This window comes from Amycolatopsis sp. NPDC051371 (assembly GCF_040682155.1).
Lineage (GTDB): Bacteria > Actinomycetota > Actinomycetes > Mycobacteriales > Pseudonocardiaceae > Amycolatopsis.
In genome coordinates this window covers 97,311-122,881 of the sequence record NZ_JBFBAG010000032.1, presented here as the reverse complement: position 1 = coordinate 122,881, position 25,571 = coordinate 97,311, and the positions used below count along the sequence as shown (strand labels likewise).

The following is a 25,571-nucleotide window of genomic DNA, read 5'->3' as shown; positions in this document are numbered from 1 at the left end:
TTCAGCGGCGGCGGCGCTTGATCAGCGTGTCCACGGCGAACCGGCCCGGGCCGATCGCGGCGAACAGCAGGAAGATCCACGAGTAGACCGCGGCGGGCTCGCCCATGTTCTGCAGCGGCAGCAGGCCCATCGGGGCGTGCACGGTGAAGTAGGCGTAGGCCATCACCCCGGAGAGCAGGATCGCGGTCGGCCGGCTGGCGAGCCCGACCAGGAGCAGCAGGGCGCCCACGAGCTCGAAGACGCTGGCCCACCAGCCGGGGAACGAGCCGAACGGGACGCCGCCGCCCTGGCCGTCGATGCCACCGAAGAAGCCGAATCCCTGCAGGCCGTGGAAGCCGAACAGGAACGAGATCACGATCCGCGAGGCGCCGACGACGACGCCGGTGACCGGGGCGGCCGTGCGCTCGGTGGTGGTGGCGGCGGTCTGGGTCTTGGGGGTGATCGTGGTGGTCATCGCGGGGTTCCTTCCCTCGGTTCTTCCTTGCCTTCTGCCTACGCGTCGAGTGGGTTCTCCCCGGATCGACAACCCCGCGGAAAAATCTCGGACGAGTTTTCGGCAGACTGAACCTCATTCTGGTTAGGCCGGCGCTACAGACCGCAGCGTGCGCACGAGCGGTGCCGTTGCGCCGGACGACGGCTGAATGAGGTTCACTGGGGCGATGGCGGGCAAACGCAGTGCCGGGCTCCTGCTCCACCGCGGGCGGGGCGAGGACGTCGAAGTGCTGCTCGGGCACATGGGCGGGCCGTTCTGGGCGAAGAAGGACGCGGCGGCGTGGTCGCTGCCGAAGGGCGAGCTGGACCCGGACGAGCCGCCGGAGCACGCGGCGCGGCGCGAGTTCGAGGAGGAGCTGGGCCTGCCCGCGCCCGACGGTGAGTACGTCCCGCTGGGCGAGGTGAAGCAGTCGGGCGGCAAGGTCGTCACGGCGTGGGCGGTCGAAGCCGACCTCGACCCGGCGTCGGTGGTCCCCGGGACGTTCTCCCTGGAGTGGCCGCCGCGCTCGGGTCGCCAGCAGGAGTTCCCCGAGGTGGACCGGGTCGAGTGGTTCTCGCTCGACGTCGCGCGCGAGAAGCTGGTGAAGGGTCAGCTGCCGTTCCTGGACCGGCTGCTGGCGCTGGTCAGCGGCTGAGCAGCGCTTCCAGGGGCTTGGCGGTAAACGACGGCAGCACGACGTCCGCCTGGCCGAAGTCGAGGCTCTCGGTGATGGCGTTCGGCACGGCGACGCAGGTCAGCCCGGCGGCCTTGGCGGAGGTGACGCCGTGGGGCGTGTCCTCGAAGGCGATGGTCTCGGTCGCCTCCGCTCGGAGGGCGTCGAGCGCGGCGAGGTAGAGGTCCGGGTCCGGCTTGGCCTTGTGGAGGTCCCCGGTGAGGACGGCGTCGAAGTAGCGCGCGATGCCGAGCCGTTCGAGGTGCGGGTTCACCCAGGCCCCGGACGAGCTGGAGGCGACGGCCAGCTTGATGCCGTGCTCTTTCGCGGTCTCCAGGTAGCTTCGGACGCCTTCGCGCGGGCCGAGCTTTTCGAGCAGCTTCAGCACGCGGGCCCGGGTGATCGGCCGCAGTGCCTCGGGGTCGATGCCGGGGACGTGCTCGGCGAGCAGGGCGAACATCGCGGCCGTGGTGTGCTGCGTGCCGATGACGGCGTACCAGGCTGCCATCGGCAGCTCGACCCCGTGCTCGCGGAAGACTTCCCGCCACGACTGCAGGACGGCGGATTCGGTGTCGGCGAGGGTGCCGTCGAAGTCGAAGACCAGGGCGCGAGTGGGCACGTCTGCACCCTGCCTCGCCGGAGATCGTTCAGGCAAGGGAGTTGTGACGAGCCCGAAAGGCGGTCATGGCCTCTTCGCCGCGCAGGGCGAAGACGACCTCCTCGATCCCGCCGGCCTCGGCCTGGTGCACGGTGGTCAGCGCGATCTCGGCGGCGGAATCCAGCGGCCACCGGTAGATCCCGGTGGAGATGGCGGGGAAGGCGACGGTCTTGGCGCCGAGTTCCCCCGCCACTCGCAGCGAGTTCCGGTGGCAGTCGGCGAGGAGCCCGGAGCGGTCCTCGGTCTTCGACCACACGGGCCCGACGGTGTGCACGACCCAGGTCGCGGGCAGGTTCCCGGCGGTGGTGGCGACGGCCTGCCCGGTCTTGAGTCCCTTCCCGTAGTGCCCGGCCCGCAGCTTCCGGCACGCGGCGAGGATCTCGGGGCCACCCTTGCGGTGGATGGCCCCGTCGACGCCGCCCCCGCCGAGCAGCGAGGAGTTGGCCGCGTTGACGACGACGTCGACTTCGAGGGTGGTGATGTCGGCGTCGAGGATCCGGATGCGCATCAGCTGAGGTAGAAGTCCGTCAGGACCGGGGCCAGCGCCGCGGCCTTCACGATGTGCGTCTGGCCCGGCAGCGTCCGGTACTCCGCCGACGGCAGCGCCTTCGCCAGCGACGACACGCCGTTGCGCATCCAGGCCGGGCTGCGGCCGCCGTCCACGGCCAGCGCCGGGACCTTCACCTCCGACCAGGCCTCCGCCGGCAGCGGTGCCCCCGACTGGTGCTCGACGACGAAAGCCGTGTCGTACGGGATTGTGTGGGCCACTCGCTTGAGTTTGGCCCAGAACGGCATGATCCGCATCATCGCCACCATCGTGCCGCTCAGGCCGACGCCTTCGGTCATGAACATCTTGACCGCCTGGCCGCGCTTTCCCTCGCTCAAAGCAGAGTCGAGCCGCGCCGGGTAGTCGGCCGGGACGCGGGGCCGGGTGCCGTCGACGACGAACGGGGGCTCGTACAGCGCCAGCTTCGTCACCGGGAGACCGCGAGCCGCTTCGAGCGCCAGCGCCGCACCCGACGAGATGCCGAACAGGAACGCCTCCCCGCCCGCTTCCTTGACCAGCGCGGCGATGTCCTCGACCTCGCGCTCGACCGCGTACGGCCCGGTATCGGTGCTCTCGCCCCGGCCGCGGCGGTCGTAGGTGTACACGGTGAAGTGCGCGGTCAACTCCTTCGCGAGCGCGTCGTTGGGGGACGAGCCGCGGTAGCACATCGCGCCGTCGACGAGGACGAGCGCGGGGCCGGATCCGGCGCGGGTGTAGGCGATCTTCGTGCCGTCGGCGGAAACCGTCGTGCTCATCGGGACTCTCCTCGCGGCATCGGGTGGATCAGGTGGACGGACGTGGTGGCGAGCCACGTCCAGGCGATCGCCACGGCCGCCCAGAAACCGAGCGTGACGGCGGGGCTCGTCGATCCGGACGCTACGCCCGCGAAGCCCGCGAGGAACAGCAACCCGCTGAGCCGGGAGTACCACGCCCGCGCGGGCGTGAGGTGCGAGCCGATCGCGAAGCAGGCCACGACGAGAGCGGCGAAGCCGATGCCGCCGGCGACGAAGTGCAGCGTCCCGTGCCAGCTGATCGACGACGGCGGGCCGGCGGGGGTGCCGAGCGGGAAGCCGTCCTGCGGGTCGGCGCGGAAGATGCCCGCGCAGAGCAGGCTGACGCCGTAGACGGTCAGGAGTCTGGGTCCCCACCGGCCGGGCAGGACGCGCCGGATCCCGGCCGCGGCGGCGATCGTCAGCAGGCCGGTGACCAGGAAGTTCGTGATCTGGACGAAGCCGAGCGAACCGTTCGACAGGACGCTCGCGGGGTGCCGCGTGAAGTCGAAGCCGGCGCGGGTCAGGCCTTGGACGACGCCGGTGAGGACGAAGACGGGCCCGGCGAGGATCCCGCAGGTCAGCAGGCCGCGGGTGGTCGAAGGAGCGAGGGACTGGGGGCGGATCGCGGTGGTGGTCATGCGGGAGAGCGTGCCACCCGATGACTGAAACTGTCAAGACAAAAAAAATTGTCGGTGGGACCGGCGTCCATGAAGGGCACCTTCATGGACTGGGGTCAGGCGGCGCGCAGGGTGAGGAGCGTGATCTCGCTGGGCGCGAAGACCCGGAACGGCGGTCCCCAGAACCCGGTGCCCCGGCTGTTGTACAGCTGGGTCGGGCCGTGCCGGGTCAGTCCCGACAGCGTCGGCTGGTCGAGGCGCACCAGCAGGTGGAACGGCCAGATCTGGCCGCCGTGCGTGTGCCCGGAGATCTGCAGGTCGACGTCGGCTTCGCGCGCCTGGCGGACCTGCTTCGGCTGGTGCGCGAGCAGCACCACCGGCACGTCGGCGGGCCGGCCGTCCAGCGCGAGGGCCAGGTCGGGGCCGTGGCCGGGCAGGCCGGACGACGCTCCGGTCGGGTCGTCGATGCCGGCGAACAGGATGCGGTCGCCGTCGCGTTCCAGGAGCGTCGAGCGGTTGTGCAGCGTGTCCCAGCCGAGCCCTTCCATGTGGTCGAGCCACGCCTGGGCCTCGCCGAAGTACTCGTGGTTGCCGGTGATGTAGAACCGGCCGAGCGCGGCCTGGACGCCGCCGAGCGGGTCGACCTGCTTGCGGCGCTTCGCCACCGCGCCGTCGGCCAAGTCGCCGGCGTGGCAGACGACGTCCGCGTCGAGGGCGTTGACCGCCGCGACGACCTTCTCCGACCACTTCGTCCGGTCGATCGGCCCGAAGTGGGTGTCGGTCAGGACGGCGACGCGCAGGCCGTCGAGCCCGGGGCCGAGCCGCGGGATGACGACGTCGGTCGCCTTCACCGGCGGCACCCGCATGGCGACGCGGTTGCCGTGCACGAGCAGCCCGGCCGCGATCACGAAGGTCACGCCCGCGACGATCCGCGACCGTGCCGGGTCGTCGACGCCGAGCAGCGCGACCCGCAGCACCAGGCTCAGGACGCACCAGCTGAACAGCACCCAGATCACGGCGAGCAGGGAGTCGCCGAGGCGCGCGGCGGCATCGCTCTGGTGCCGGGAGTGGCCGCGGAACATCGCGACCGGCATCGTGACCAGGCCCAGCGCCAGCACGGCGGTGCCGGCGATCGTGCCCGCGGTGCCCCACTCGGGCGCGAGGACGAGCGTCCACCACGGCACGCCGAACAGCAGGAGCATGGCCAGGATCGGCACGACGACGAGTTGCCCTCTCATCGAACCAGATTACAGCCCGACGGGCTGTTAGCGTTTTCGCTACCCTGGGGAGCGGAGGAAGGGGGACGACCGCCGTGAACACGTTGCTGGAGCTGGCGTTCCCCGTCGTGACCAGCCCGACGGCGCTGGTCGCCTTCGCCTCCCTCGCCGCGGCGAGCCTCCTCATCGTGCTGCTGGTCGGCAGCACGCACGGCAGCGAGGTCGCCCTGTGGTCGGCGCCGGTGCGCAGCCGCGTCGCCGCCCTGCGCCGCCGGGCCCGGCGCGCCGAGTCGATCCGCCTGCGCGACCCCGGCGCCCCGGGGCGCAGCAGGCCACGAGCACCCGATTCCCGCAGCACGGCTGCGTAGGGATTTCTTCAGCGCAGCCATTCCGCTCACCCACATCCCTTCCACTCTTGCGGAGTGCTGCCCATGTTCGGCTTTCTCGACGTGCCCGTCGAAGGCGCGTACCACCTGATCCACGCGTTCACCGGCCCGCTGTCCACGGCTTTGGCCATCGTCGCGTTCACTCTCGGCGTGCGGCTGCTGCTGCACCCGCTCGCCCGGTCGGCGGCCCGCGGAGAGCGCGCCCGGGCCGCCCTGATGCCGGAAATCCAGGCGCTGCGGGCCAAGCACGGCCAAAACCGGGATCGCCTGGCCGCGGAGATGACGAAGCTGCAGCAGGAGTCCGGGACCTCGCTGTTCGTCGGCTGCCTGCCGATGTTGCTGCAGCTGCCCTTCTTCACGATCATGTACCGGCTCTTCACGACGCCCACGGTGGGCGGAGAACCCAACTCGCTGCTCGGCGCGACGCTGTTCGGGACGCCGCTGGGCGCGCACGGCCTGGCCGGCAGCCCGCTCGTGTTCGTGATCGCGGCCGGGCTGGCGGTCGTCGCGTGGTTCTCGGTCCGCTGGCAGGACCGTCACCGCGACGCGACCGCGCAGGTCCCGGGCGGGAAGCTGCTGCGGCTGCTGCCCTACGGCACGGTGCTCGCGACGCTGGTCCTGCCGCAGGCCGCCGGGATCTACCTGCTCACGACGACGGCGTGGACCGCGGCCGAACGGGCGCTGCTACGACGCGGCTCGTGAGCGCCGCCAGTCCCCGACGGCTTCCTCGACGTCCACCAGCGCCACGGTGAGCGGCGGGCCGGTGTGGTGGTTGAGGTAGGCCTGGCGGATCCGCTCGTTGAGGTCCGCGACGACTTCCCGCACCCGCCCTTCGGTCCGCTCGGCGGCGAGCCGCTCCGGCAGGTCCTGGACTTCGCGCTTGAGGGCGAGGGCCGGTGGCAGTAGCGCCTTCGCGTCGTGGCCGCCGTCCCGGACCTGCCGCAGCACCCAGTCCGTCGCCGCGTCGTTGCCGGTGGGCTTCGGCAGCGGCTTGCCGGTGCCGGGCAGGTCGTCGAACTCGCCGCGGTCGCGGGCCTCGCCGATCTGCCGGTCGACCCACCAGCGGAAGGAGACCTTGGGCGGTTTGCGTCCGGTCATGCTTCCAGAATGCCAGGTCGGACGGCCGGCCCGGGTAAGATCTCGGGCGGAGGAGCGAGGGGAGCGCATGACCGCCGAACGCACTGGCGCCGAAGAGGTGGACCGGACGCTCGCGCTGCTCTGGCGCGCCCGCGGCGGTGCCACCGAGCCGACCCGGGGCCGCCGCCCGACGCTGACGATCGAGCGGATCGTCGCCGCCGCGATCGCGGTCGCGGACGCCGACGGGCTGTCCGCCGCGTCGATGCACCGCGTCGCCAAGGAGCTCGGCGCCGGCACGATGACGCTCTACACCTACGTACCCGGCAAGGCCGAGCTGGTCGACCTCATGGTCGACGACGTGCTCGTCGAGCGGCGGCTGCCCGGGCCGGGCGAGCCGCGCCCGGCGGACTGGCGCGAGCAGGTGGCGCTCTACGCCGAGCGGACGCGCGGGGCGTACCGCACCCACCCGTGGCTGTGCGAGGTTTCGCGGGTCCGGCCGCCGCTCGGGCCCGGTCAGCTGGCCGGGCAGGAGTACCTGTTGTCGATCATGGACGAGCTGGGCCTGCCGCCGCGGCAGGCCGTGGCGGCGGCCAACGGGATCGGCACGTACGTCGACGCGAACGCGGCGCTCGGCGCGGAGAACACCCGCCTCGAGCGCAGCACCGGACAGTCGACCGAAGCCTGGTGGCACCAGCGTTCGGCGTTCTGGGAGAACTACTTCGTGGTCGACGCGCACCCGGCGATGAACCGCATCTGGCTCGGCGGCGGGTTCGACGAAAACGCGAAAGCCCAGGGCGACACGGCCTACGAGTTCGGCCTGAACCGCATGCTCGACGGCATCGAGGCACTGGTCGGCTAGCGGCGGGCGCGCCACCTCGACCGGCGGCGTTCCTGCCGGGGCACCGAGGGTTCCGGTGCGCCGTCCCCGCGCAGGACGTCCCGGCACACGGGGTCGAACCGGCCGGGCGCCTCGATCATCGGCGCGGCCAGCACCACGTGCCCGCACACCGCGCGGAACCGCCCGTCGCGCCGGCCCGCCGCGAACTCGTCCTCGGTGACGGCATGGGTGTAGCCGTCGGTGTCGCAGCGGATGTGCACCAGGAACGGCTCCACCGGGCTCAGCCCGTCGGGCTGGTCGTGGTGGTTTCGGTGGGCGTGCTCGCCGAGTCGGCCGCGGTGCTGCTCGGCGCCGTGGTGCTGGTGGTCGGCGTGGTGCTGGTGGTCTCCGGCGGCGGCGTGGTGGACGACGACGGCGGCGGCGTGGTCGCCGGGTCGGTCGTGCCCGGCGTGGTCGTCGGGGTGGACGACGACGGCGACGTGCTGGCCGGCGGCGTCGACGTTCCCGGCAGCGAGCCCGGCGGCTGGGCGGTCACCGGCGGCTCCGGCGGGGCGGGTGCGCCGACCGGGCCACCCGCGGCGGCGGCGTCCGGGGCGTCGGGCGCGCCGATCGGCACCTGGCTGTCGGGCAGCTGGGCGACGCCGCCGCGGTAGGCCGCGGCCCACGCCATCACTGTGTCCACATAGGACTGCGAGTTGTTGTAGCGGCGGACCGCGATGCGCTGACCCGCGTCGGTCGAGAGGTCGAGCCCGCCGGAGCACAGGTAGCGCGCGGTGGCCAAGGCCTCGTCGTAGATGTTGTTCGGGTTCGAGACGCCGTCGCCGTTGCCGTCGGAGGCGTAGCCCTTCCAGGTGGCCGGGATGAACTGCGTCGGGCCGACCGCGCGGTCCCAGACCGCGTCGCCGTCGTACTTGCCACCGTCGGTGTCGGGGATCGCGGCGAAGGCGCCGGCGCCGTTGAGAACCGGACCGAGGATGGGCTCGAGCGTGTCGCCGTTGGCGTTGACGTACCCGCCGCGCGCGTGGTTCGACTCGATCCGGCCGATGCTCGCGATCAGCGCCCAGTCGAGGTGGCAGTTCGGCTGTTCCTTGGCGATGATCGCGGCGGCGTTCTGGTACGCCTTGAGCATGCTCGCCGGGATGCCGAGCGGACCGGAGATGCCCGCTGAGCCGGCGTGCCCGCCGGGCACCACCAGCGGCGTGGGCAGCGGCGGCTGGGGGAGGCTGCCGTCGACGGCGATGGGCGGCATGACGATGTTCGGCTGCTGCAGCGGAGCGGCCTGGTCGGGCAGGGCCTCCCCGGCGCCGGCGATGACGACCGGCGTGGGCAGGCCGGTGGTCAGCGTGGGCAGCACGACGAGCGCGCCGCCGGCGAGCGCGACCGCGGTGCGGCGGACCCCGCGCGTGCCCTTGCGACGTGGCCGGTGCTTCGGCATGGTGCGTCCCCGCTTCCCTCGATCTCTCGCTGATCGCCTCACCGATCGGCCCCACCCACCGGTACTGACCGGTAGGAGCAAGCTATCCGATGGAAGCAAACTTTGGCGAATGGCACAGCGAAATCCGGGCTGTGAAGCGAAGTTCGTCCTGATGGCACAAACCTTCGTAGGGAATCTGTCACATTCACCAGGACTTAACGGGTCGCTGAGGAGAGTTTGGCTGGCAGGACACCGGGTACGGCGATCCCGCGGTGCCCCACGTCCGGAGGAAAGCCGCCGGACCGACCGGCCCCAAGGCCGTTGTCCGGGGGTCGTGCACCACCGGCACCCCGGCCGGCCATCGGTACCGCCGCCCGGGTGGCGAGCGGTCGAACCGCGGCGTGGATCGGGGATCCCGCGGCTCGACGTTACCGGTATTCGCGCCGCGTTCGCGGATCGCGGGGACGAATCGTCGCTGAAAGCGCTTGCCGCGGAAACCGGCGAACTCGATTACCTGGTCACACTCGCTGCGCTGGAGCGGAAACGCGGTCCCCCAGGCCTCCGACGCCAAGGTGCTCGGGCCGCTGATGCCGGCCAAGCAGTCGCGGCGTGGCGGTCGGCTCGGCTGAAACTCTGGGTGAGCGAGCCTTTACAGGACCCTCGACCATTCCTATGATCGGCCGACCGGACGCAGTGCCCGCGTCCGGTCGGCCCAGGTGGAGGGTTTGATGACACGCAGGGCTCCGCGCAGCGAGGCGGTCACCGTGGCCGAGCTGCTGGACCGGTCGGCCGCGGCGCAGGACCGCTACCGCATGACGGACGCTCGACCGCGGCACCGGGAGAAACCGCAGGCGCTGCGCTCCTTGGCCCGGCTGCGGGTGTTCTCCGTGGTCGCCGGCGCGTTGGCGCTGACCGGCGGGGTCGCTACGGCGGTGTCGATGCCGGTCGAGCGGGGCGCGGGCGCGGCCTGGCCGCCGGTCGGGCTGGAACCTCCGGCGGCCGCGCTGGTGCCGTTTCCGGCGGACGTCGTGGTACCGCCCGCGAAGCCGGCTCCGGAATCCGTGGCGCCGTCTGTCGATCCGGGCGGAATCGTCCCGGCTGCCGTCGAGGCACCATCGAATTCCGGACCCACGCCCGCTCATCGCGGAAAGCTCGCGAAAGCGGTCAAGATCGTCGGGAAGGGCGTCGGCAAGGGTGTCGGCAAGACGGCCGGGAAGCCGCCGAAGCAGCTGGCTCCGGTGCGGCACGAAATTCCGGACGTCCCGATCTGGTCGCGCGGCCGCCCCGGCGGTTCTCCGGACTGGCAGGCGATCTCCGGCGGCCGCCGGCCCGCGGAGCACCACGGCTGCGGCGGCGGTGGCCGCCACCGCCGGTGACGCTAGGGCTCGAGCGGGATCTGGTACTGCATGAACCCCTTGTCGAGGGCGACCTGGTCGTAGAGGCGCCGCGCGGTGGTGTTCGACGTCTGCGTGTGCCAGTAGACGCGGACGCAGCCCTGCTCGCGCGCCCAGTCCGCGACGGCTTCGATCAGCGCCCGGCCGACCCCGCGTCCGCGCGCCCGGGTGTCGGTGAACAGGTCCTGCAGGTAGCAGACGTCGGCGGACGTCGTGCTGACGTGCGTGAAGAAGTGCACGATGCCGACGAGCTCACCGTCGAGCCGCGCGCCCAGCGCGTGCATCCGCTCGCCGGTGCCGAACTCGCGCCACGCGCGGTCCATGAGTTCGGGCGCGAGCGTCCTGCCGTAGAACGTGTTGTAGCCGGCGAACAGGTTTTCCCAGGCCGGACGGTCTTCCGCGGTGAGGCCCCCAAGAGTGATCATGGGCCAGGCTAACGCGCCGGCTGACCGGTTCGACGGACACACTGGACACAACTGGCCAGTAAGGTGACGAACCCGAATCCGATTCATAGAATCAGCAGCCATCAGGTCTTGGTAGTCCGATTCAGCGGAGGTTCCCCATGGCGCGCACGGCGCACCATGCCAGTGGCAAGCCCGTCACGGTAGGGGAGCTGATGCTCCGGCCGGACGTCCACGGCAGACGCCGGCCCGAGGACCTGGAGGTGCTCGAGCTCGCCTACCGGATGCGCCGCCGAGTCGGTCCTCAACCGGTCGTCGTCCGGACGCCGCGGTCCCGCGCGCTGGCCGTGGTCACCGGCCTCTGGCGGCGCAAGCCGCGGTAGCCCCTCGCCGCGTTCTTCTTGCAGGCCACCCTCGCCGAGGGTGGCCTTTTGCGTGTCCGGATGCACGCGTGTGCGCGCTCGATGCGAAAACATGCACGATTGATGATGCGCAAAGACTGGCGCCGCGGAGGGAGTCGGTCCGCTTGGTCGACGCGGCGAGCGTGCGCTGCCTTGACGGTGTGAGTCGCCGGCGTTTGGTTCGGGTGGAGACTTGGCTTCTGCGGCCGGCCGCGCGGTTCGGGGAGAAGCGAGATCGCGGTCGTGCGTGCGAGTTGGCCGGGCGGAGTAGAGACCTGCTCGATTGCGGGCCGGGGGCGGTGTCGCGGTCGGGTCGCGCGGGCCAGTCGTTCGCCGGTAGGCGCCGCTGTCACATCGCCGCTGGCCTCGAGTGCTGGAAGATGTGACGAGGGTGTAGGCCCGTAGCTGGTTGGCTACGGGCCTTTCCCGTGTTCGGTTGTTCACGCCGCGAACGGCAGTGGTTGGTGGAGGTTGTTGCGCCTGGGTTTTCGGCGTTTGTCCAGGAACACCGGTGGCAGGAACTCGGGTAACCCGTCGGCGGCGATGCGGACTTGCCAGCCGGAGCGGTGCAGTAGCCGGTGGTGGTGGGCGCACATCAGGACCAGGTTGCCCAGCTCGGTGGGGCCGCCGTCTGCCCAGTGGCGGATGTGGTGACCTTGACAGTGCCGGGGTGGGCGATGGCAGCCGGGGAAGGCGCAGCCGCGGTCGCGGAGGTACAGCGCGTGGCGCAGTGGGGTGGAGATCAAGCGTCGCTGGTGACCCAGGTCGAGAGGTTCGCTCTTGCCGCCCAGTACTGCGGGGATGAGCTTGCAGTCACACGCGTGGATGCGGGCCTCGGCCGCCGACATTGTCCCTAGGTCGCCGAGGATGGCCCGGCCGACGCCGGACTTCAGGTCTTGCAGTGAGACCGCGACCATCACGTGGGCTCGTTCGCCGGCCTGCATGGGCAGGTCTGAGGAGTTCAACGCGAGGTCGATGGCGTCGGAGAAGGCATCGCCGTAGCGTTCCTGCGGGGAGCGGAGGTCGGGGCCTTCGTCGGTGGTGCGGCGTTGGGCGAGAGAGTCGAGGAGGGCGCTGGCGCGGGTGCCGGTCTCGTCATCGAAGCGGCCGTTCAGTTCCCAGATCCCGGTTCTTTTGCGCCGCAACGACAATTCGCGACTCGGGGTGGCCGGTTCGGCGGAGTCGGGTTCGGCGCCGTCGGGGTCGAGGTGCGCCAGGATGCGTGTCCCGAGGGCGGCGACCTGCTTGTATCCGGCCTCGGAGGCGAAGAACAGCAGGTTCTGCTCGACGTCAGCGCAGTGCTCGGGCGGGACCTGGATCATGACGCCGACGATGGTGTCGATCATCGGGGTGCTCAACCGGCCGTCCAACGCGGCGGCGCCGGTGGCGGGAGCGACGGCGGGAATCGGGGTGCCGTCAAGGTTGTGGCCGGGATTGAGAGCCCGGGCCCGTTTCACCACAGTCTCAGCAGCAGCCGTGGATACATCAGCCAGATGCTCGAAAAGCCGCGCCGCAGAACGGTATCCGAAGAGTTCCATGACACCGCGCGACTCGATTTCCGCCAGCAGAGAACCAATCTCGGCCTCAGCAGACCGCGCGACGGTGAGCAGCGTGGAGATGCGGTCGGCCAAGGCCACCGCATCCGCTTTCCACACCGTTTCGCTGTCCACACACCAAGATTACCGGCAGACGAACAGATGTTCATCACACGACCGGGTGATCCACTATGAACTCCGGCAGGGGCACCGTTGCGTGGGGAATCGGCGCTCCAGCACCGAGCAGGAAGTAACCACAGATAGCGCCGATTTCCCACGCCCCGGCGAAGCCGCATCCCTAAAACCAGCCACACGGGGATGAGCCCAAGCCCCACATGCAAGGATCAACCCCAATGCACCATACTGCTCGAAACGCCGACCAACAGCGCAACGAACTGCGCGATAGGGCGCCGAGAGTCAAGCTAGGGAGTACCGCCGATGGCCCGGCACGAACGGTTGAGCACCCTGCTGGACATGCTGGGGCAGCGGGAAAAGATCGACGTCGAGGACGTCGCCGCAGAGCTGGACGTCTCCGCCGCCACGATCCGGCGGGATCTCGACCACCTCGCCGAACAGCAGCTGCTCACGCGCACCCGTGGGGGCGCCGTCGCCAACGATCTCGCCTATGACCTCCCGCTGCGCTACAAGAACGCCCGGCACGCCCCCGAAAAGCAGCGGATCAGCACCGCCGCCGCTGCCCTCGCCGCGAAAGGGATGGTCGTCGGCCTCAACGGGGGCACCACCACCGCCGGCGTCGCGAGGGCGCTGGCCATGCGGGCCGACCTGGGCGGACGGGGTGATGCGCCCGGCATCACCGTGGTCACCAACGCGCTGAACATCGCGCATGAGCTGACCGTGCGGCCGAACGTCAAGATCGTCGTCACCGGCGGCGTCGCGCGGCCGCAGTCGTTCGAACTGAGCGGGCCGCTGGCCACGCGGGTGCTCAGTGAACTCACCGTCGACCTGCTGTTCCTCGGTGTCGACGCGTTCGACCCGGACGCCGGCGCGTTCGCCCACCATGAGGGCGAAGCCAGCATCAACCGGCTGATGGTCGAACGCGCCGAGCGCGTGGTCGCCGTCGCCGATGGCTCGAAGCTGGGCCGGCGCGCCTTCGCCCGGATCTGCGAGACGACGCAGGTGCACGCCCTGGTCACGGACGCCGACGCCGACCCCGCGACCGTGCGGGCCTTCGAAGCCGCCGGGGTCGAGGTCCAGGCCGTCTGACTCAGCGCGCGAACGCCAGGGCCGCGGTCAGCGCACGGTGGCCGGCCGCCGTCGGGTGGACGTCGCAGCCGCCGGCCGGCAGCTTGATCAGCAACCCCGCCGCGCACGGGTCGCCGCCCGCGCGCAGGGACGCCAGGCGGAACGCCGTGAAGCCGTCCGCGATCTTGCCGTGGTAGCGGCGGGTCACCTGCGTCAGTGCCGCGTCGATCGCCTTGACCTGCGCGACCTGCGTCGGGTCGCGGTAGCCGAGCGAGTAGTACGACACCAGTACGAGGTCGCCGCGGTACTGGGCGCGCACCGCGGAGAGGATTGCCGCGAGATTGCGGCTCACCTGGCTCAACGCGGCGGTGAACGAGGCGCCCGTGCAGTGGTCCGGCGTCGTGTCCTGGCACAGGAACATGTCGTTCGCGCCGATGGTGAGCGTCACGAGCCGGGTGTCGCGGTGGGTCCGCAGGTACTGCACGGCGTAGTCGATCTGGGCGCCCGCGTACGAGACGTGCAGCGGGAACGTCGTCCGGTAGCCGTTTTCGCAGCCGTTGCTCGGCGCGCTGACGACCAGCATGCTGCCCGTCGTCTCACCGGGACAGGACGCGTTCGCGAGCCGGAGCCCGCGCAGCGCCGCGTATTTCTCCGCGTAGCCGCTGAAGTTGGCCGCGTTCAGATAGGCCGCACCGGCGTCGGGCCGATAACCGAACGCGACGGAATCGCCGAGCGCGAGATACCCGCCGTGGCGGGAAGACGCTTCCGCCGGGGCCGTGAGCAGGGAACTCGCCGCGACGACCGCCGCGGCCATGGCTAAGAATCGACGAAGCATCCTCGGCTCCCTTCCCCGCACCATCGCGTGGCCGGAACGATTGTGCCTCGTCCCGGCCATGCGACGGAAGCGTCAGAAGCCGATCGTCGACGGCGGTTTCGGCCCGGCGATCCGGGCTTCGGCCGTGCCCGGCTCGACCGCGGCGCAGTGCGTGCCGCGTGCCGGGAGTTTTCCGCTGATCAGGTAGTCGTCGGTCGCCTTGATCACGCATTGGCTGTTCTTGGAGTAGGCGCCGTGGCCCCAGCCGTCGTAGGTGAGCAGCGTGCTGCCGCTCTGCCGGGCCGCGGTCTGCGACCACGCGTACGGCGTCGCCGGGTCGTACTTGCTGCTCAGCATCAGCAGCGGCGGCGCGCCGTGCACCTGCAGCGGGTGCTGCGGGTTGCCAGCCCGGTTGGGCCAGCCGATGCAGCCGGTGACCGCCTGCCAGCCCAGGGAGTTGACCTTCACATCCGGCGCGAAGGCCGCGGCCGTCCTCCGGTAGGCCTCGAGTTCGGCGTAGTTGTGCACCGGCATGCGCCAGTCGTCGCAGAACACGCTCTGGAACACGGTGGTGACCGGGATGTCCTCTTTCAGCTGCGTCGACGCGGCGGGCGGGGTGCCGTCCGCGAAGGACTTGAGGACCGTCGCGAGCCGATCCCAGCTCGGACCGTAGAAGGAGCCCTGGAACATCCCCGCGAGCGAAAGCGGCGTGACGACTTCGCCGCTCTGCGGGTCTTTCAGCTCCCCGCGCGCGGCCTTGTCCTGCAGGTCGCGGGTCAGCTTCGAGACGTCCCGGCCGTGCAGCGCGCAGCTTGGCGTCCGGCCGCACCACGCCACGAACTCGCCGAACTCCGCCTGCACCGACTGGGTTTCGCTGTTGAGGAACTCGAACGCCGTGTGCTGCGAGTGGTCCATGTTGCTGTCCAGCACGAGTGCGCGGACCTTGTCCGGGAACAGCTCGGCGTACTGCTGGCCCATCAGCGTGCCGTACGAAACCCCGTAGTACGTCAGCTTCTTCTCGCCGAGCGCGGCGCGGATGGCGTCCATGTCCCGCGCGACGCTCTCGGTGTCACCGAACTGCCCCAGCGGCCCGGAAAGGCGGTTGCAGCTTTCGCCGAGCTTCCGGTTGTACGCCGCGAGCTGGTCGAACTCGGCCTGGTTGCGCGGAACCTGCGGGTGGTCGGCGATGACTTCGTCGAGCCCGCACTTGATCTGCGTGCTGTCGCCGACGCCTCGCGGGTCGAAGCCCACGGTGTCGAAGCGCTTGGTGATCTCCGGCGAGAGCGACCAGCCGCCCTTGACCTCGCCGGCGCCCGGCCCGCCGGGACCGCCGGGGTCCATCAGGACCGACCCGATGCGCGCCTGCGGATCCGTCGCCTTGCGCCGGGCGAGCGCGATGCTCGCCGTGCCGCGGTCCGGGTGCGCCCAGTCGATCGGCACGGTCACCGCGCCGCAGTCCACCCCGGGCGCGTCCGCGCACGGTTGCCAATCGATCGTGGGGGTGGCCGACGCCGGTGACGCGGTCAGCACGCTCCCCAGTACCGCCGCTGCTGCCGCGGCCGTCACCAGCCGCTTCGATACCCCCGACATCGTCAGCCCTTCCCCTTACCGACAGTGGTTGATCGGCTCCAGGAAATCACCAAACCGGTGATCGCGCCAGGTTCCCTGGTGAATCACCCCGTGACGTCCACTGTGGACGAACGCTCGGCGTGCCGGAGCCGGCCGGCGGCCACCGTGCCGAGCGCACAAATCATTCCCAGCACCCCGAACGCCCAGCCGAACCCGGTCGCCGGGCCGGTGGTGAGGCCGCGCGACAACACGATCACGCACAACGCGCCTCCGGCCGCGCCACCGACGCGCATCACGATGTTGACCAACGCTGTCGCGTGGCCCAGTTCGCTCGCCGCGACCGACGCGTACGCCGCCGTCGACGCGGGCATGATCGACAGCCCGAGTCCCGCGCCGCGGACCACGAGCAACGCCTGGATCAGCCACATCGGGGCGTCCGGGCCGAGCCAAGGTAGCGGGACGGTACTGGCCAGCACCACCACCGAACCGGTGAGCGAGACGGTGCCGCCGCCGTAACGATCGGTCAGCCGTCCGGCCACGAGCACGAACACCGTGGTGGCCAGGCCCATCGGTGCGAGCAGGACACCGGCCTCGGCCGGCCCGGCGCCGAGCCGGACCTGGAACCACAGCGGCAGCAACAGGACCGCGCCGAACATCCCGGCGCCGGCCAGCAGGACGGACGCCAGCGCCGAGCCCATGACGGGCCGCGCGGCCAGCCGCAGGTTCAGCACCGGGTGCCGCACGCGCAGCGAACGCCAGACGAACACCGCGAGCGCGAGGGCGCCGACGGCCGCGAGCACGGCGTCGAGTTCGGTGAGCGTGTAGACCAGCAACGGCAGGCCGAGCGAGACCAGCAGCAGCCCCGGCCAATCCAGCGGCGGCGGCTGTCCGCGGTCGCCGCGCGGCACGTACCGCAGCGCCAGGCCGAAGGCGACCAACCCGATCGGCAGGTTGAGCCAAAAGAGCACCGGCCACGAGAAGTGCGCGAGCAGGAAGCCGCCGACGCTCGGCCCGACGACCGGCGCCAGCCCGACGACGAGCCCCAGCGTGCCCATGGTGCGGCCCAGCCGTTCCGGCCCGACGGCCAGCCCGATCACCGTCTGCCCGGCGGTGACCATGACGCCGGTGGCCATGCCCTGCACCGTGCGGAAGGCGATGAGTGTGCCCGCGTCCGGCGCGAGGGCGCAGGCCACCGACGTCAGGAGGAACGCTCCCAGCGCCCAGAGCCACAGCCTTCCGGCGCCGAGTTTCTTCACCAGCCACGGTGTCAGCGGCAGGGCGGCGGAGAGGCCGAGGAGGAACGCCGTTGCCACCCACTGGATCTCGATGAGGCTGACCCCCAGTCGCAGTCTCATCGACTCCAGTCCGACCGCGACGATCGAGCCGTCCATGTTGCCGAGGAAGCCGCCGAGGGCCATGACCCCGGAGGCGATCCAGACGGTGCGGGGGATGGGAGGAGCGGTCATGGGTTCGACCGTAAAAGCTCAAGCGAGGTTGAGGTCAACCTCGGAGTGAGCAGCCCCCGTTTTCCACGCTGGCGGAGGGCACCGACAGTTTCGCCGACCGCGGGTGAACTCGTGCAGGGTTGTCCCCAAAGGTGAAGCCGGCACTTTCACGGGAAAGTGGCGCGTGTGGAGCTTCCGCGAACGATCAGCTGCGCCGTCATCGTCGTGGTGGTCGTCGCGCGGGAACCGCCGTTGCCGATGCGGTCGAGCAGGAGGCGGGCGGCCAGCCGGCCCATCGCGTGGGCGGGCTGGGCGACGACCGTCAGCGCCGGCGAGATCAGCGTCGCCCACGGCGCGTCGTCGAACGACACGATCCCGACGTCGCGGCCGGACCGCAGGCCCAGCTCCGCCATCACCTGCAGCACGCCGACCGACATCGTGCTGCTGGACACCAGGAGCGCGTCCGGTGGGTCGGGATTCGTCAGCAGCTGCGTCGCGGCTTCGCGACCGCCGGCTTCGCGGAATTCGCACCGCCGCACCAGTTTCGCGGAGTGTTTCCGGCCCGCGGCGCGGAGTCCGTCGCGGTAACCGTCGAGCCGGTCGTCCGCGGTGGTGACGCCTGGCGGTCCGGCGATGCAGCCGATCCGTTGGTAGCCCCGGGAAACCAGGTGCCGCACGGCTTCCTGCGCGGCGGCGCGGGAGTCCAGCAGCACGGCGTCGCAGTCGGCCGAGGCGAGGCGGCGGTCGACCGTCACGATCGGCGTCCGGTGCGTGGTCAGCGGCCCGACGTCGCTGTCGCGCGTGGTCGGCGACATGATCACGCCGGCGAGCCGCTCCTGGGCCGCGACCTCGACGTAACGGCGTTCCTTGGCCGTGTTCTCGTCGGAATTGCACAGCATCACCGAGTACCCCGCGGCCTGCGCCGCGTCCTCGACCCCGCGCGCGATCGCCGTGAAGAACGGGTTTTCTACGTCGGAGATGATCAGCGCCAGTACGGCGGTCTCGCGGCGGCGCAGGCCGCGCGCCAGGCCGTTGGGTGTGTAGCCGAGCTCTTCCACGGCCCTGGCCACCCGCTCGGCCAGCAGCGGGTCCACAGTGGACTTGCCGTTGAGCGCCCTCGACACGGTCGCGGTCGAGACCCCGGCCAGCGCCGCCACGTCGGAGATCGTCGCCACCCGCGTCCTCGTTCGCCGTGTTCGTTGACAGTGCTTACGGCACACCATAGCGTGGTGGTAATCGATTTCCCGCGGTTTGGTCCGTGGAGGGGCGGATGACGGGACTGCTGCTCGGCGTGGACATCGGCACGGCCAGCTCGAAAGGCGTACTGGTCGACCCCGGCGGCGCCGTGCTCGCCCGGTCGGTCCGCGAGCACGCCGTCTCGACACCGCGTCCGGGCTGGTTCGAGCACGACGCCGAAACGGTCTGGTGGGCGGACTTCACCGGAATCGTCGCCGACCTGCTGCGCGCGACGGAGGGACGGCCGCTCGCCGGGCTCGGGATCAGCGGCATCGGACCGTGCCTCCTCCCGGCCGACGCCGATGGCGCCCCGTTGCGGCCGGCGATCCTCTACGGCGTCGACACCCGGGCGGGCGCGGAGATCGCGTCACTCGACGAAGAGCTTGGCGTGGAAGAGATCCTGGCCCGCGCGGGTTCGCCGCTGACGAGCCAGGCTGTCGGGCCGAAGGTGCGCTGGCTGGCGCGGCACGAGCCGGACGTCTACGCGCGCACGAAGAAACTGTTGATGGCGAGCTCGTTCCTGGTGCACCGGCTGACCGGCCGGTACGTCCTCGACCACCACTCGGCGAGCCAATGCACGCCGATGTACGACCTGGTCGCCGGCGAGTGGGCCGAAGACTGGGCCGAACGCGTCGCGCCGGGGTTGCCGCTGCCGGAACTGCTGTGGCCGACGGAGGTCGCGGGGGAGGTCACCGCGGCCGCGGCTTCGCTGACCGGGCTGCCCGCGGGGCTGCCGGTGACGGCGGGGACGGTCGACGCCTGGGCCGAGGCGGTGAGCGTCGGCGTCCGCGCGCCGGGCGATGTCATGGTGATGTACGGAACGACGATGTTCCTGGTCCAGGTGCTGACGGAACCGCGTCCGCACCCGGGGCTGTGGGGTACGCGCGGAGTCGTCCCGGGCAGTTTCACGCTGGCGGCCGGCATGGCGACGTCCGGTGCGGTGACCGACTGGCTGCGGAAACTCGCCGGGGCTTCGTTCGCGGACCTCGTGGCGGAGGCGGCTTCGGTTCCGGCGGGCAGCCGTGGGCTGCTCTTGCTGCCGTACTTCGCGGGCGAGCGGACGCCGCTGTTCGACCCGGACGCGCGAGGTGTGCTCGCCGGGCTCACGACGTCACACGGGCGGGCCGAGATCTACCGTGCCGCTCTGGAGGGGATCGCTTACGGCGTGCGGCACAACCTCGAGGCGATGGCTTCCGCGGGTGGCGCGGCGGGGCGGCTGGTCGCGGTCGGCGGGGGGACGAAGGGCGGGTTGTGGACGCGCATCGTCTCGGACGTGACCGGGCTGCCGCAGCAGATCCCGGCGGAGACGATCGGCGCGTGTCTGGGGGACGCGTTGCTCGCGGCGGAGGCGGTGGGGATGGATGCCCCTCGCGGGAACCCGATCGCCGCGACGGTGACGCCGGACCCGGGGAATCGTGAGCGGTACGAGGAGTTCTACCGGCACTACCGGAAGTTGTACGAGGCGACGGCGGAGACGGCGCACTTCCTGGCGGAGCAGCAGCGCGCGGCGACGCCCTGACCAGGGCAGCCCCCGCCCTCTCCGGGGGTCCGGCCCCGCACCCAGTGTATCGGGGCCGTCCGACAAGGTGCCGGAAAAGGACGTAGCCGGGCCTGTTTGTCCACATCACGGCCGGCCTGTGGACCAAGTCGACTTGTCCTTCGCGAGGCGACGTGTTATGCATGAGTGATGCATGAATCCCGGCTGGCGAACCTTCTCGGCGCGACGGTTCTCAACCTGTCCGACCGCATGACCGCCGCCGCGGTAGCGGCAGCCGGGGCCAGCCTTAGTGGGACCGCCGCACTGGTCGTCCTCGCCGAGTTTTCCGGGCTCGGCGGCACCGAGCTCGGCCGGCGGATCGGGCTCAGCCAGCCTGCCTCCGCTCGCATGCTCGATCAGCTCGAAGCCCGCGGCCTCGTCGAGCGCCAAAGCAGACAAGGCCGCGCCGTCGCCGTGGTGCTCACGCCGGAGGGGCGCGCCGCCGCGAAACGGGCTCTCGAAGCGCGGCAAGAAGTCCTGGTGACAGCCCTGCATGCCGTGCCGGACAACGCAAAGCTCGAACCCGTGCTGGAACAGCTGCTTCGCGGCCTTCACGACGAAGTCCGCGAAGGCGACCTCATGTGCAGGCTCTGCGACCGCCCCGGCTGCGTCGCGAACCAGAAGATCTGTCCCGTCGGCGAGGCAGGGAGGTCCTGATGGGGAACGTCCTCGCGCTCGTCTCGGCCCTGTGCTTCGGGATCACGCACTTCGTGAGCGGGCTGGCGTCCCGTCGGGCGCCTGGGATGACTGTTTCGCTCTACGCTCAGATCGCGGGCACCGCCGTCACCATCCCGCTGGCGATCGGCTCCGGCACGCCGACGGCGGCCGCGCTCGGGTGGGGTGCGCTCTCCGGGGCCGGTACCGGCGTAGGCGTCGCCTTCCTCTACCGCGCCATGGGCAAGGGTGCGATGAGCCTTGTCGTGCCCGCGAGCGACGTCGCCGCCGTGGTGCTTCCGGTCCTCTTCGGACTGCTCCTGTTGGGGCAACGGCTTTCGCCCGTCGCCATCGCCGGGGTCTGCTGCGCCATCCCGGCGTTGTGGCTGGTCTCCCGCGGGGCGCGCGAAGAACGCACCGCGGCGGGCATCCCGGACGCCTTCGTCGCCGGGCTCGGGTTCGCGGTGCAGTTCGTCGCGCTGTCGCGGATCCCGGCCGAAGCCGGTTTCTGGCCGGTCGTGGTCAGCCGTGCGGTGTCGGTCGTGGCCATCGCCGGCCTGGTCGCCGCGACGCGGGCGCCGTGGCGGCTACCGGTCCGGTTGCTCGGACCGGCCGCGTTCGCCGGGGCGTGCGGCAGTGCGGCGATCGTCCTCTACCTGATCGCCGCGCAGCACCAGCTGCTCGCGGTCGCCACCGTGCTGGCCGCGCTCTACCCCGCTGTGCCGGTGCTCCTGGCGCTGGTTTTCCTGCGCGAACGGCTGAGCCGCGCCCAGGTGGCCGGCTTGCTCGGCGCCGGCGCGGCGATCGCGCTCGTGTCACTCGGCTGACCAGCGGAATCGCCGCCGGCGGCCCGCGACCGTGCTCCGGTGGTGCTCCAGCGCCGCCACGGACTGCGTGACCTGCTCGAACGTCGGCAGTGCGTGCACGTTGGCCACGAGCGTCATGTCCTTGCGCGGGATCTCCACGAAGCACACCTCGACGCCGGACTCCGCCGCGTGCGTGGCCACGTCGGCGCGCCAAGTGGCGAGATCGTGTTCGTCGCCGAGCCATTCGTGCAGGTAGACGCACCACTTGCCGCGTTGCAGCTCACCCGCGATGGCTGCTTGACCGACCAGGTACGGCTCGGTCACGCGGTCGTCCATGACCGTCCCCGAATACGCCAAAGCACCGCTTCCCTCCTGCTCCCCGGTGGTGACCCATCCACCGGAAAGCGCTATCCCGGGACGGCCTCCCCACCGCGACCGAGCAGCGCGAACCCCCGCGACCGATGCCGGCTCTCCGGGGACGGCGCAAACATACCGGCGGATTTGGCGCACAGCAACCATTTCTCCGGTCTGCCGAGGTTCACGACGTCGAGCGTGCACCGCTCGCGTGCGGATGCACGTGCCGATCATGAGTCGCGCATTTGAATATTCACCGAAATGGGCCGCCGGTGAATCCGTGGAACGTCATCGGAAGGGCTCGACTGTGCACTGTGGACGTTCGACCGGTGATCATCCGGGTGCGCAGCGTGAGGGTCGGCGCAGGTCTGCAATTTGCATGATGCAAATCGCGATACTCGTCAACGACCCCCGGACCGGCCTACTCGACGACGCCGCCGTCGAACTTGGCCCCGCACGTGTTCGCCGCCAGCTTCGTCCGAAGGAGGTTCGGCGACCCGCCGAAGTAGGCGCCGTCCGTGACGTACACCGTGTCGTCGCGGACGGCGACCGCCGTAGGGTTGGCCAATCCGTCCGATGTGGACAGAATCGTGCGAGTGCCGTCATGGCCGACCGTGACCACGCGGTTCTCCTGGTTGATCGCGGCGACGACGGTGTCGCCGTGGAAGGCGAAGTCGTCGACCGGCCCGAGGCCGGTCGCGACGACCCGGCCGGGCCCGCCGGCCAGCGGGAACCGGACCAGCGTGCCGCGGTCCAGGTTGGACACCCAGACCGCGCCGGCGTGGACCTTGATCCCGTTGGCGCCGAAGCCGCTCACCGGGGCGAGCAGCTCGCCGGTGGCGAAGGCGGTGACGCGCCCTCGAGAGACTCGCCAGACCGTGGAGTCGAACGAGTCGGCGACGAAGAAGTCGCCGGTGGACGGGTCGCGCGCGACGCCGTTCTGGAACCCGGCCGGCGGCAGGGCGGCCACCTGGACCGGCGCGGCGCCGGGGCGAACGCGGTAGAGGCCGGTCGCCGCGGTGCCGGTCGAGACGGCGACGTACAGGTCGCCACCGGGGGCCCGGACGATGCCGCCGAGGAACAGTCTCTTGTGGACCACCGGGACGTCGCCGTCTTCGGGCACCGGGATGCGGGCGATGACGCTCACCCGTCCGCCGGGCGTGACCCGGCCGATTTCGCCGGTGTAGGCGAAAGTGAGGTCGGCTGAGCCGTCGGGCTCCAGGGCGATGTTCTCCGGCTGCTGCCCGGCGGCGAGGTCGAGGGGAACGATCCTCGGCGCCGCCAGTGCGGGTGCGGCCGGCAGGACGAAGGCGGCGGCCGTGGCCAGCACGACGCCGATCTGCTTGATGCGCAAGCGAAACTCCGTTTTTGTGAAGGCGTGAAGGGAACGGCGAAAAGAACCCCAGATCGCCGTGCCTCCGACGGTAGGCCCGGTGTGCCCCCGGCCACCAATAGCTCAGGCTGGAGTGGCCATCGGAAATCCGATCACAGGTCGCGGGCGAAGCAGCGCGAGAGCGGTTCGCCCGCGTACGGCCCGTAAGCCTCGATGGGTTCGTAGCCTTCGCGCTGGTAGAAGCGGATCGCGTCCGGCTGCCCGGTGCCCGTCTCGAGCAGGAGCCGGGCGATGCCGAAGTCGCGCGCGCGGTCTTCGAGCGCGCGCAGCAGGGCGGTCGCGACGCCGGTGCCCCGGGCCGCCGGCTCGACGTACATGCGCTTGACCTCGCCCGAACCCGGCCCGAGCAGGCGGAGCCCGCCGCAGCCCAGGGCTGTCCCGCCGGCGTCGCGCGCGACGAGGAACACCGCGACGGACTCGGCGGTCGGCATCGCGCCGGGCTCGTGGTCGTCGGTGCCGTAGCGCGCGTCCAGTTCGGTGCGCTGGGCCGCACGCAGCCGGACGGCGTCGGGATCGTCCCAGGTCACGGCCGTGATTTCGATGGTGGTCGGCACAGCGCTCCTTTCCGTAACAAGCGTTACCGTAGCAGCTGTTACGCTTCCCGGAAAGGAGGTTCCGTGCCGAAGCAGCGTGACGTCCAGGCGCAGCGCGAGCTGCTGTCGAACGCGACCTGGGAGGTCCTCGCCGACAGCGGCCTGCCGGGATTGACCCTGCGCGCGGTCGCCGAGCGCGCCGGCTGCACGACCGGCCTGGTGATGCACGCGTTCCCGACGAAGAAGGCGCTGCTGCTGCACGCGCGCGACCTGCTCTACGACCGCACCGCCGTCCGCGCGGACGCCGCCGAAGCCGCGAGTCCTGACGCGTTCGGTGCCCTGGAAGCGGTGCTCGACTGTGGTTCCGACGGCGACGCCGACCGCGAGGAGTCCCGCGTCTGGGTCGGGTTCCTGGCCGCGGCACTGGCGGACTACGACCTCGCCGAACGGCACCGGGCGGCGAACCGCTCGTTCCTCGCCCGGGTGCGCCGCCTGGTCGCCGCGTGCTGTCCGAAGTGGACGGACGACCGGCTCGAGCTGGCGACGAAGAGCCTGGTGTCGCTGGTCGAAGGGCTGAACGTGCTGGTCGCGGCCGACCCGGTGGCCTACCCGGCGGAGGTGCGGCGGGCCGCGCTCTCGAAGGCGCTGGCGGAGCTCAAGCCGCCGGACCGAAGCGGCGGCGGTAGGCACTCGGGCTGAGGCCGGTGTGGCGGCGCAGCTGCAGGCGCAGGTTCGCCGCCGTCCCGAACCCGCTCGCCGACGCCACCCGGTCCAGCCGCAGCTCGCCGCGCTCGATCAGGCGGCAGGCGAGCGTCACGCGCTCGGTCGTCAGCCACGCCAGCGGTGTCGTGCCCAGCTCCGCGCGGAACTTCCGGTGCAGCGTCGCCGGGCTGGCCGCCGCGCGCGTCGCCAGGTCGGCGACCGTCAGGGGCTGGTCGAGGCGGCCCAGCGCCCAGGCGAGCACCGGGGCGAGCGAGGTGTCCGGCACCTCCGGCACCGGCCGCGCGATGAACTGCTGCTGCCCGCCGTCGCGGTGGCCGGTGAACACCAGCCGGCGGCTGACCGCGTTGACGACTTCGGCGCCGTGGTCGCGCTGGATGAGGTGCAGGCCGAGGTCGAGCGAGGCCGCGCTGCCGGCCGCGGTGAGGACGTCGCCCTCGTCGACGAACAGGACGTCCGGCTCCCAGCGCACCTTGGGGAATCGCGAAGCGAACTCGGCGGCCCACTGCCAGTGGGTGGTCGCCCGCCTGCCGTCGAGCACGCCGGCTTCGGCGAGCGCGAACGCGCCGGTGCAGAAGCTGACGAGCCGGGCGCCCCGGTCCGCGGCCCGGCGGATCGCCGCGACGACCGCGGGATCGGTCGCCACGCCGGTGTCCGGCCGGGCCGGCGCGATCAGCGTGTCGGCGGTGTCGGCGGCCTCGATCCCGGCGACCCCGGTGAGCGTGAACATGCCGAGGTTCATCCGCACGTCCGGGGTGGCCGAGCAGAGCGTGAAGTCGTACCAGGGCCGGTCCAGCTCGGGCCGCCGCAGCCCGAACAGCTCGGTCGCGACGCCCATCTCGAAGGGGTTGGACTCCGCGGTCACGATCGCCACGACCCGGTGAGAGAATTCTTGCGGCATGTG

30 protein-coding genes are annotated in these 25,571 nt (G+C 71.3%); 11 read left to right on the top strand and 19 right to left on the bottom strand.

Translation table 11 applies throughout. The features are described 5' to 3' along the window. Nucleotide 1: 1 nt before the first annotated feature. The gene (locus AB0M59_RS33850; protein ID WP_364623610.1) at nt 2-454 is read right to left on the bottom strand and encodes a DoxX family protein; all 453 of its coding nucleotides are present in this window, start codon (nt 452-454) and stop codon (nt 2-4) included. Nucleotides 455-659: 205 nt separating this feature from the next. Here AB0M59_RS33850 and AB0M59_RS33845 point away from each other — a divergent pair, with 205 nt between their 5' ends. Then, complete coding sequence (locus tag AB0M59_RS33845; RefSeq protein WP_364623655.1) at nt 660-1,127, top strand: NUDIX domain-containing protein; 468 nt, start codon at nt 660-662, stop codon at nt 1,125-1,127. Here the strand turns inward: AB0M59_RS33845 and AB0M59_RS33840 are convergent. The 5 genes from AB0M59_RS33840 to AB0M59_RS33820 all read right to left on the bottom strand — a co-directional run bounded on the left by AB0M59_RS33840 (nt 1,117) and on the right by AB0M59_RS33820 (nt 4,978). Beyond that, nucleotides 1,117-1,764, bottom strand: coding sequence for an HAD family hydrolase (locus AB0M59_RS33840; protein WP_364623607.1), 648 nt, complete (start codon nt 1,762-1,764; stop codon nt 1,117-1,119). The genes AB0M59_RS33845 and AB0M59_RS33840 overlap by 11 nt on opposite strands. Before the next feature lie 28 nt (nt 1,765-1,792). Then, nucleotides 1,793-2,311, bottom strand: coding sequence for an O-acetyl-ADP-ribose deacetylase (locus AB0M59_RS33835; RefSeq protein WP_364623605.1), 519 nt, complete (start codon nt 2,309-2,311; stop codon nt 1,793-1,795). Continuing rightward, complete coding sequence (locus AB0M59_RS33830; RefSeq protein ID WP_364623602.1) at nt 2,311-3,105, bottom strand: alpha/beta hydrolase; 795 nt, start codon at nt 3,103-3,105, stop codon at nt 2,311-2,313. Before AB0M59_RS33830 ends, AB0M59_RS33835 begins: the two co-directional genes overlap by 1 nt. Beyond that, nucleotides 3,102-3,761, bottom strand: coding sequence for a DUF998 domain-containing protein (locus AB0M59_RS33825; protein WP_364623599.1), 660 nt, complete (start codon nt 3,759-3,761; stop codon nt 3,102-3,104). The genes AB0M59_RS33830 and AB0M59_RS33825 overlap by 4 nt, the downstream gene beginning before the upstream one ends. A 95-nt stretch (nt 3,762-3,856) precedes the next feature. After that, nucleotides 3,857-4,978 carry a metallophosphoesterase gene (locus tag AB0M59_RS33820; protein WP_364623596.1) on the bottom strand — a complete coding sequence of 374 codons (1,122 nt, stop codon included), beginning with the start codon at nt 4,976-4,978 and terminating at the stop codon, nt 3,857-3,859. A gap of 74 nt (nt 4,979-5,052) precedes the next feature. Between AB0M59_RS33820 and AB0M59_RS33815 the strand changes: the two genes are divergently transcribed. After that, nucleotides 5,053-5,325, top strand: coding sequence for a DUF6412 domain-containing protein (locus tag AB0M59_RS33815; protein ID WP_364623594.1), 273 nt, complete (start codon nt 5,053-5,055; stop codon nt 5,323-5,325). 63 nt (nt 5,326-5,388) lie between these two features. Further along, nucleotides 5,389-6,045, top strand: a complete 657-nt coding sequence (gene yidC, locus AB0M59_RS33810; protein WP_364623592.1) for a membrane protein insertase YidC — start codon at nt 5,389-5,391, stop codon at nt 6,043-6,045. Here the strand turns inward: yidC and AB0M59_RS33805 are convergent. Then, the gene (locus AB0M59_RS33805) at nt 6,028-6,441 is read right to left on the bottom strand and encodes a DUF1992 domain-containing protein (protein WP_364623589.1); all 414 of its coding nucleotides are present in this window, start codon (nt 6,439-6,441) and stop codon (nt 6,028-6,030) included. The two genes, yidC and AB0M59_RS33805, sit on opposite strands and share 18 nt — an antisense overlap. A gap of 67 nt (nt 6,442-6,508) precedes the next feature. Here AB0M59_RS33805 and AB0M59_RS33800 point away from each other — a divergent pair, with 67 nt between their 5' ends. Next, nucleotides 6,509-7,279 (top strand): TetR/AcrR family transcriptional regulator, encoded by a 771-nt coding sequence (locus AB0M59_RS33800; protein ID WP_364623586.1) that lies wholly within the window; start codon nt 6,509-6,511, stop codon nt 7,277-7,279. Here AB0M59_RS33800 and AB0M59_RS33795 read toward each other — a convergent pair. Both AB0M59_RS33795 and AB0M59_RS33790 read right to left on the bottom strand, forming a co-directional pair. Next, complete coding sequence (locus AB0M59_RS33795; protein ID WP_364623583.1) at nt 7,276-7,533, bottom strand: hypothetical protein; 258 nt, start codon at nt 7,531-7,533, stop codon at nt 7,276-7,278. The two genes, AB0M59_RS33800 and AB0M59_RS33795, sit on opposite strands and share 4 nt — an antisense overlap. Before the next feature lie 5 nt (nt 7,534-7,538). After that, nucleotides 7,539-8,693, bottom strand: coding sequence for a lytic murein transglycosylase (locus AB0M59_RS33790; RefSeq protein WP_364623580.1), 1,155 nt, complete (start codon nt 8,691-8,693; stop codon nt 7,539-7,541). A 707-nt stretch (nt 8,694-9,400) separates the two neighbouring features. Here AB0M59_RS33790 and AB0M59_RS33785 point away from each other — a divergent pair. After that, a complete protein-coding gene (locus AB0M59_RS33785; protein ID WP_364623577.1) occupies nt 9,401-10,048 on the top strand; it encodes a hypothetical protein in 648 nt (215 codons plus the stop codon). 2 nt (nt 10,049-10,050) lie between these two features. Here the strand turns inward: AB0M59_RS33785 and AB0M59_RS33780 are convergent, their stop codons facing one another. After that, entirely contained in the window at nt 10,051-10,491 is a 441-nt protein-coding gene (locus AB0M59_RS33780; protein ID WP_364623574.1) for a GNAT family N-acetyltransferase, read from the bottom strand. Between the two features lie 137 nt (nt 10,492-10,628). On the opposite strand from AB0M59_RS33780, the gene AB0M59_RS33775 reads away from it, so the two are divergent. Then, complete coding sequence (locus AB0M59_RS33775) at nt 10,629-10,850, top strand: hypothetical protein (RefSeq protein WP_364623571.1); 222 nt, start codon at nt 10,629-10,631, stop codon at nt 10,848-10,850. Nucleotides 10,851-11,308: 458 nt separating this feature from the next. Here AB0M59_RS33775 and AB0M59_RS33770 read toward each other — a convergent pair whose 3' ends face one another. Then, nucleotides 11,309-12,538: a DUF222 domain-containing protein gene (locus AB0M59_RS33770; RefSeq protein WP_364623568.1), complete on the bottom strand. Its 1,230-nt coding sequence runs from the start codon at nt 12,536-12,538 to the stop codon at nt 11,309-11,311. Nucleotides 12,539-12,841: 303 nt separating this feature from the next. Here AB0M59_RS33770 and AB0M59_RS33765 point away from each other — a divergent pair, with 303 nt between their 5' ends. Continuing rightward, on the top strand, nt 12,842-13,627 hold the full coding sequence (locus AB0M59_RS33765; RefSeq protein ID WP_364623565.1) for a DeoR/GlpR family DNA-binding transcription regulator: 786 nt from the start codon (nt 12,842-12,844) through the stop codon (nt 13,625-13,627). A gap of 1 nt (nt 13,628) precedes the next feature. On the opposite strand, the gene AB0M59_RS33760 is transcribed toward AB0M59_RS33765, so the two are convergent. From AB0M59_RS33760 to AB0M59_RS33745, 4 genes are all read right to left on the bottom strand, one after another. Further along, entirely contained in the window at nt 13,629-14,441 is an 813-nt protein-coding gene (locus tag AB0M59_RS33760; protein ID WP_364623563.1) for an SGNH/GDSL hydrolase family protein, read from the bottom strand. 72 nt (nt 14,442-14,513) lie between these two features. Next, entirely contained in the window at nt 14,514-16,010 is a 1,497-nt protein-coding gene (locus AB0M59_RS33755) for an alpha/beta hydrolase (protein WP_364623560.1), read from the bottom strand. An 83-nt stretch (nt 16,011-16,093) separates the two neighbouring features. Further along, entirely contained in the window at nt 16,094-17,455 is a 1,362-nt protein-coding gene (locus tag AB0M59_RS33750; RefSeq protein WP_364623558.1) for an MDR family MFS transporter, read from the bottom strand. 146 nt (nt 17,456-17,601) lie between these two features. After that, complete coding sequence (locus AB0M59_RS33745; protein WP_364623556.1) at nt 17,602-18,609, bottom strand: LacI family DNA-binding transcriptional regulator; 1,008 nt, start codon at nt 18,607-18,609, stop codon at nt 17,602-17,604. Nucleotides 18,610-18,704: 95 nt separating this feature from the next. Between AB0M59_RS33745 and AB0M59_RS33740 the strand changes: the two genes are divergently transcribed. The 3 genes from AB0M59_RS33740 (at nt 18,705) to AB0M59_RS33730 (ending at nt 21,688) form a co-directional block, all read left to right on the top strand. Next, a complete protein-coding gene (locus AB0M59_RS33740) occupies nt 18,705-20,189 on the top strand; it encodes an FGGY-family carbohydrate kinase (RefSeq protein WP_364623553.1) in 1,485 nt (494 codons plus the stop codon). A 168-nt stretch (nt 20,190-20,357) separates the two neighbouring features. Then, nucleotides 20,358-20,864 carry a MarR family transcriptional regulator gene (locus tag AB0M59_RS33735; protein ID WP_364623550.1) on the top strand — a complete coding sequence of 169 codons (507 nt, stop codon included), beginning with the start codon at nt 20,358-20,360 and terminating at the stop codon, nt 20,862-20,864. Then, nucleotides 20,864-21,688 carry a DMT family transporter gene (locus AB0M59_RS33730; RefSeq protein WP_364623548.1) on the top strand — a complete coding sequence of 275 codons (825 nt, stop codon included), beginning with the start codon at nt 20,864-20,866 and terminating at the stop codon, nt 21,686-21,688. Before AB0M59_RS33735 ends, AB0M59_RS33730 begins: the two co-directional genes overlap by 1 nt. On the opposite strand, the gene AB0M59_RS33725 is transcribed toward AB0M59_RS33730, so the two are convergent. The 3 genes from AB0M59_RS33725 to AB0M59_RS33715 form a co-directional block, all read right to left on the bottom strand. After that, nucleotides 21,677-22,003 carry a hypothetical protein gene (locus tag AB0M59_RS33725; protein WP_364623546.1) on the bottom strand — a complete coding sequence of 109 codons (327 nt, stop codon included), beginning with the start codon at nt 22,001-22,003 and terminating at the stop codon, nt 21,677-21,679. The genes AB0M59_RS33730 and AB0M59_RS33725 overlap by 12 nt on opposite strands. A gap of 439 nt (nt 22,004-22,442) precedes the next feature. Beyond that, nucleotides 22,443-23,375 carry a hypothetical protein gene (locus tag AB0M59_RS33720; protein WP_364623543.1) on the bottom strand — a complete coding sequence of 311 codons (933 nt, stop codon included), beginning with the start codon at nt 23,373-23,375 and terminating at the stop codon, nt 22,443-22,445. A gap of 131 nt (nt 23,376-23,506) precedes the next feature. Then, complete coding sequence (locus AB0M59_RS33715) at nt 23,507-23,968, bottom strand: GNAT family N-acetyltransferase (protein WP_364623540.1); 462 nt, start codon at nt 23,966-23,968, stop codon at nt 23,507-23,509. A gap of 63 nt (nt 23,969-24,031) precedes the next feature. Between AB0M59_RS33715 and AB0M59_RS33710 the strand changes: the two genes are divergently transcribed. Continuing rightward, nucleotides 24,032-24,646 (top strand): TetR/AcrR family transcriptional regulator, encoded by a 615-nt coding sequence (locus tag AB0M59_RS33710; RefSeq protein WP_364623537.1) that lies wholly within the window; start codon nt 24,032-24,034, stop codon nt 24,644-24,646. On the opposite strand, the gene AB0M59_RS33705 is transcribed toward AB0M59_RS33710, so the two are convergent. Then, nucleotides 24,603-25,568: a helix-turn-helix domain-containing protein gene (locus AB0M59_RS33705; protein ID WP_364623534.1), complete on the bottom strand. Its 966-nt coding sequence runs from the start codon at nt 25,566-25,568 to the stop codon at nt 24,603-24,605. The two genes, AB0M59_RS33710 and AB0M59_RS33705, sit on opposite strands and share 44 nt — an antisense overlap. Nucleotides 25,569-25,571: the final 3 nt, after the last annotated feature.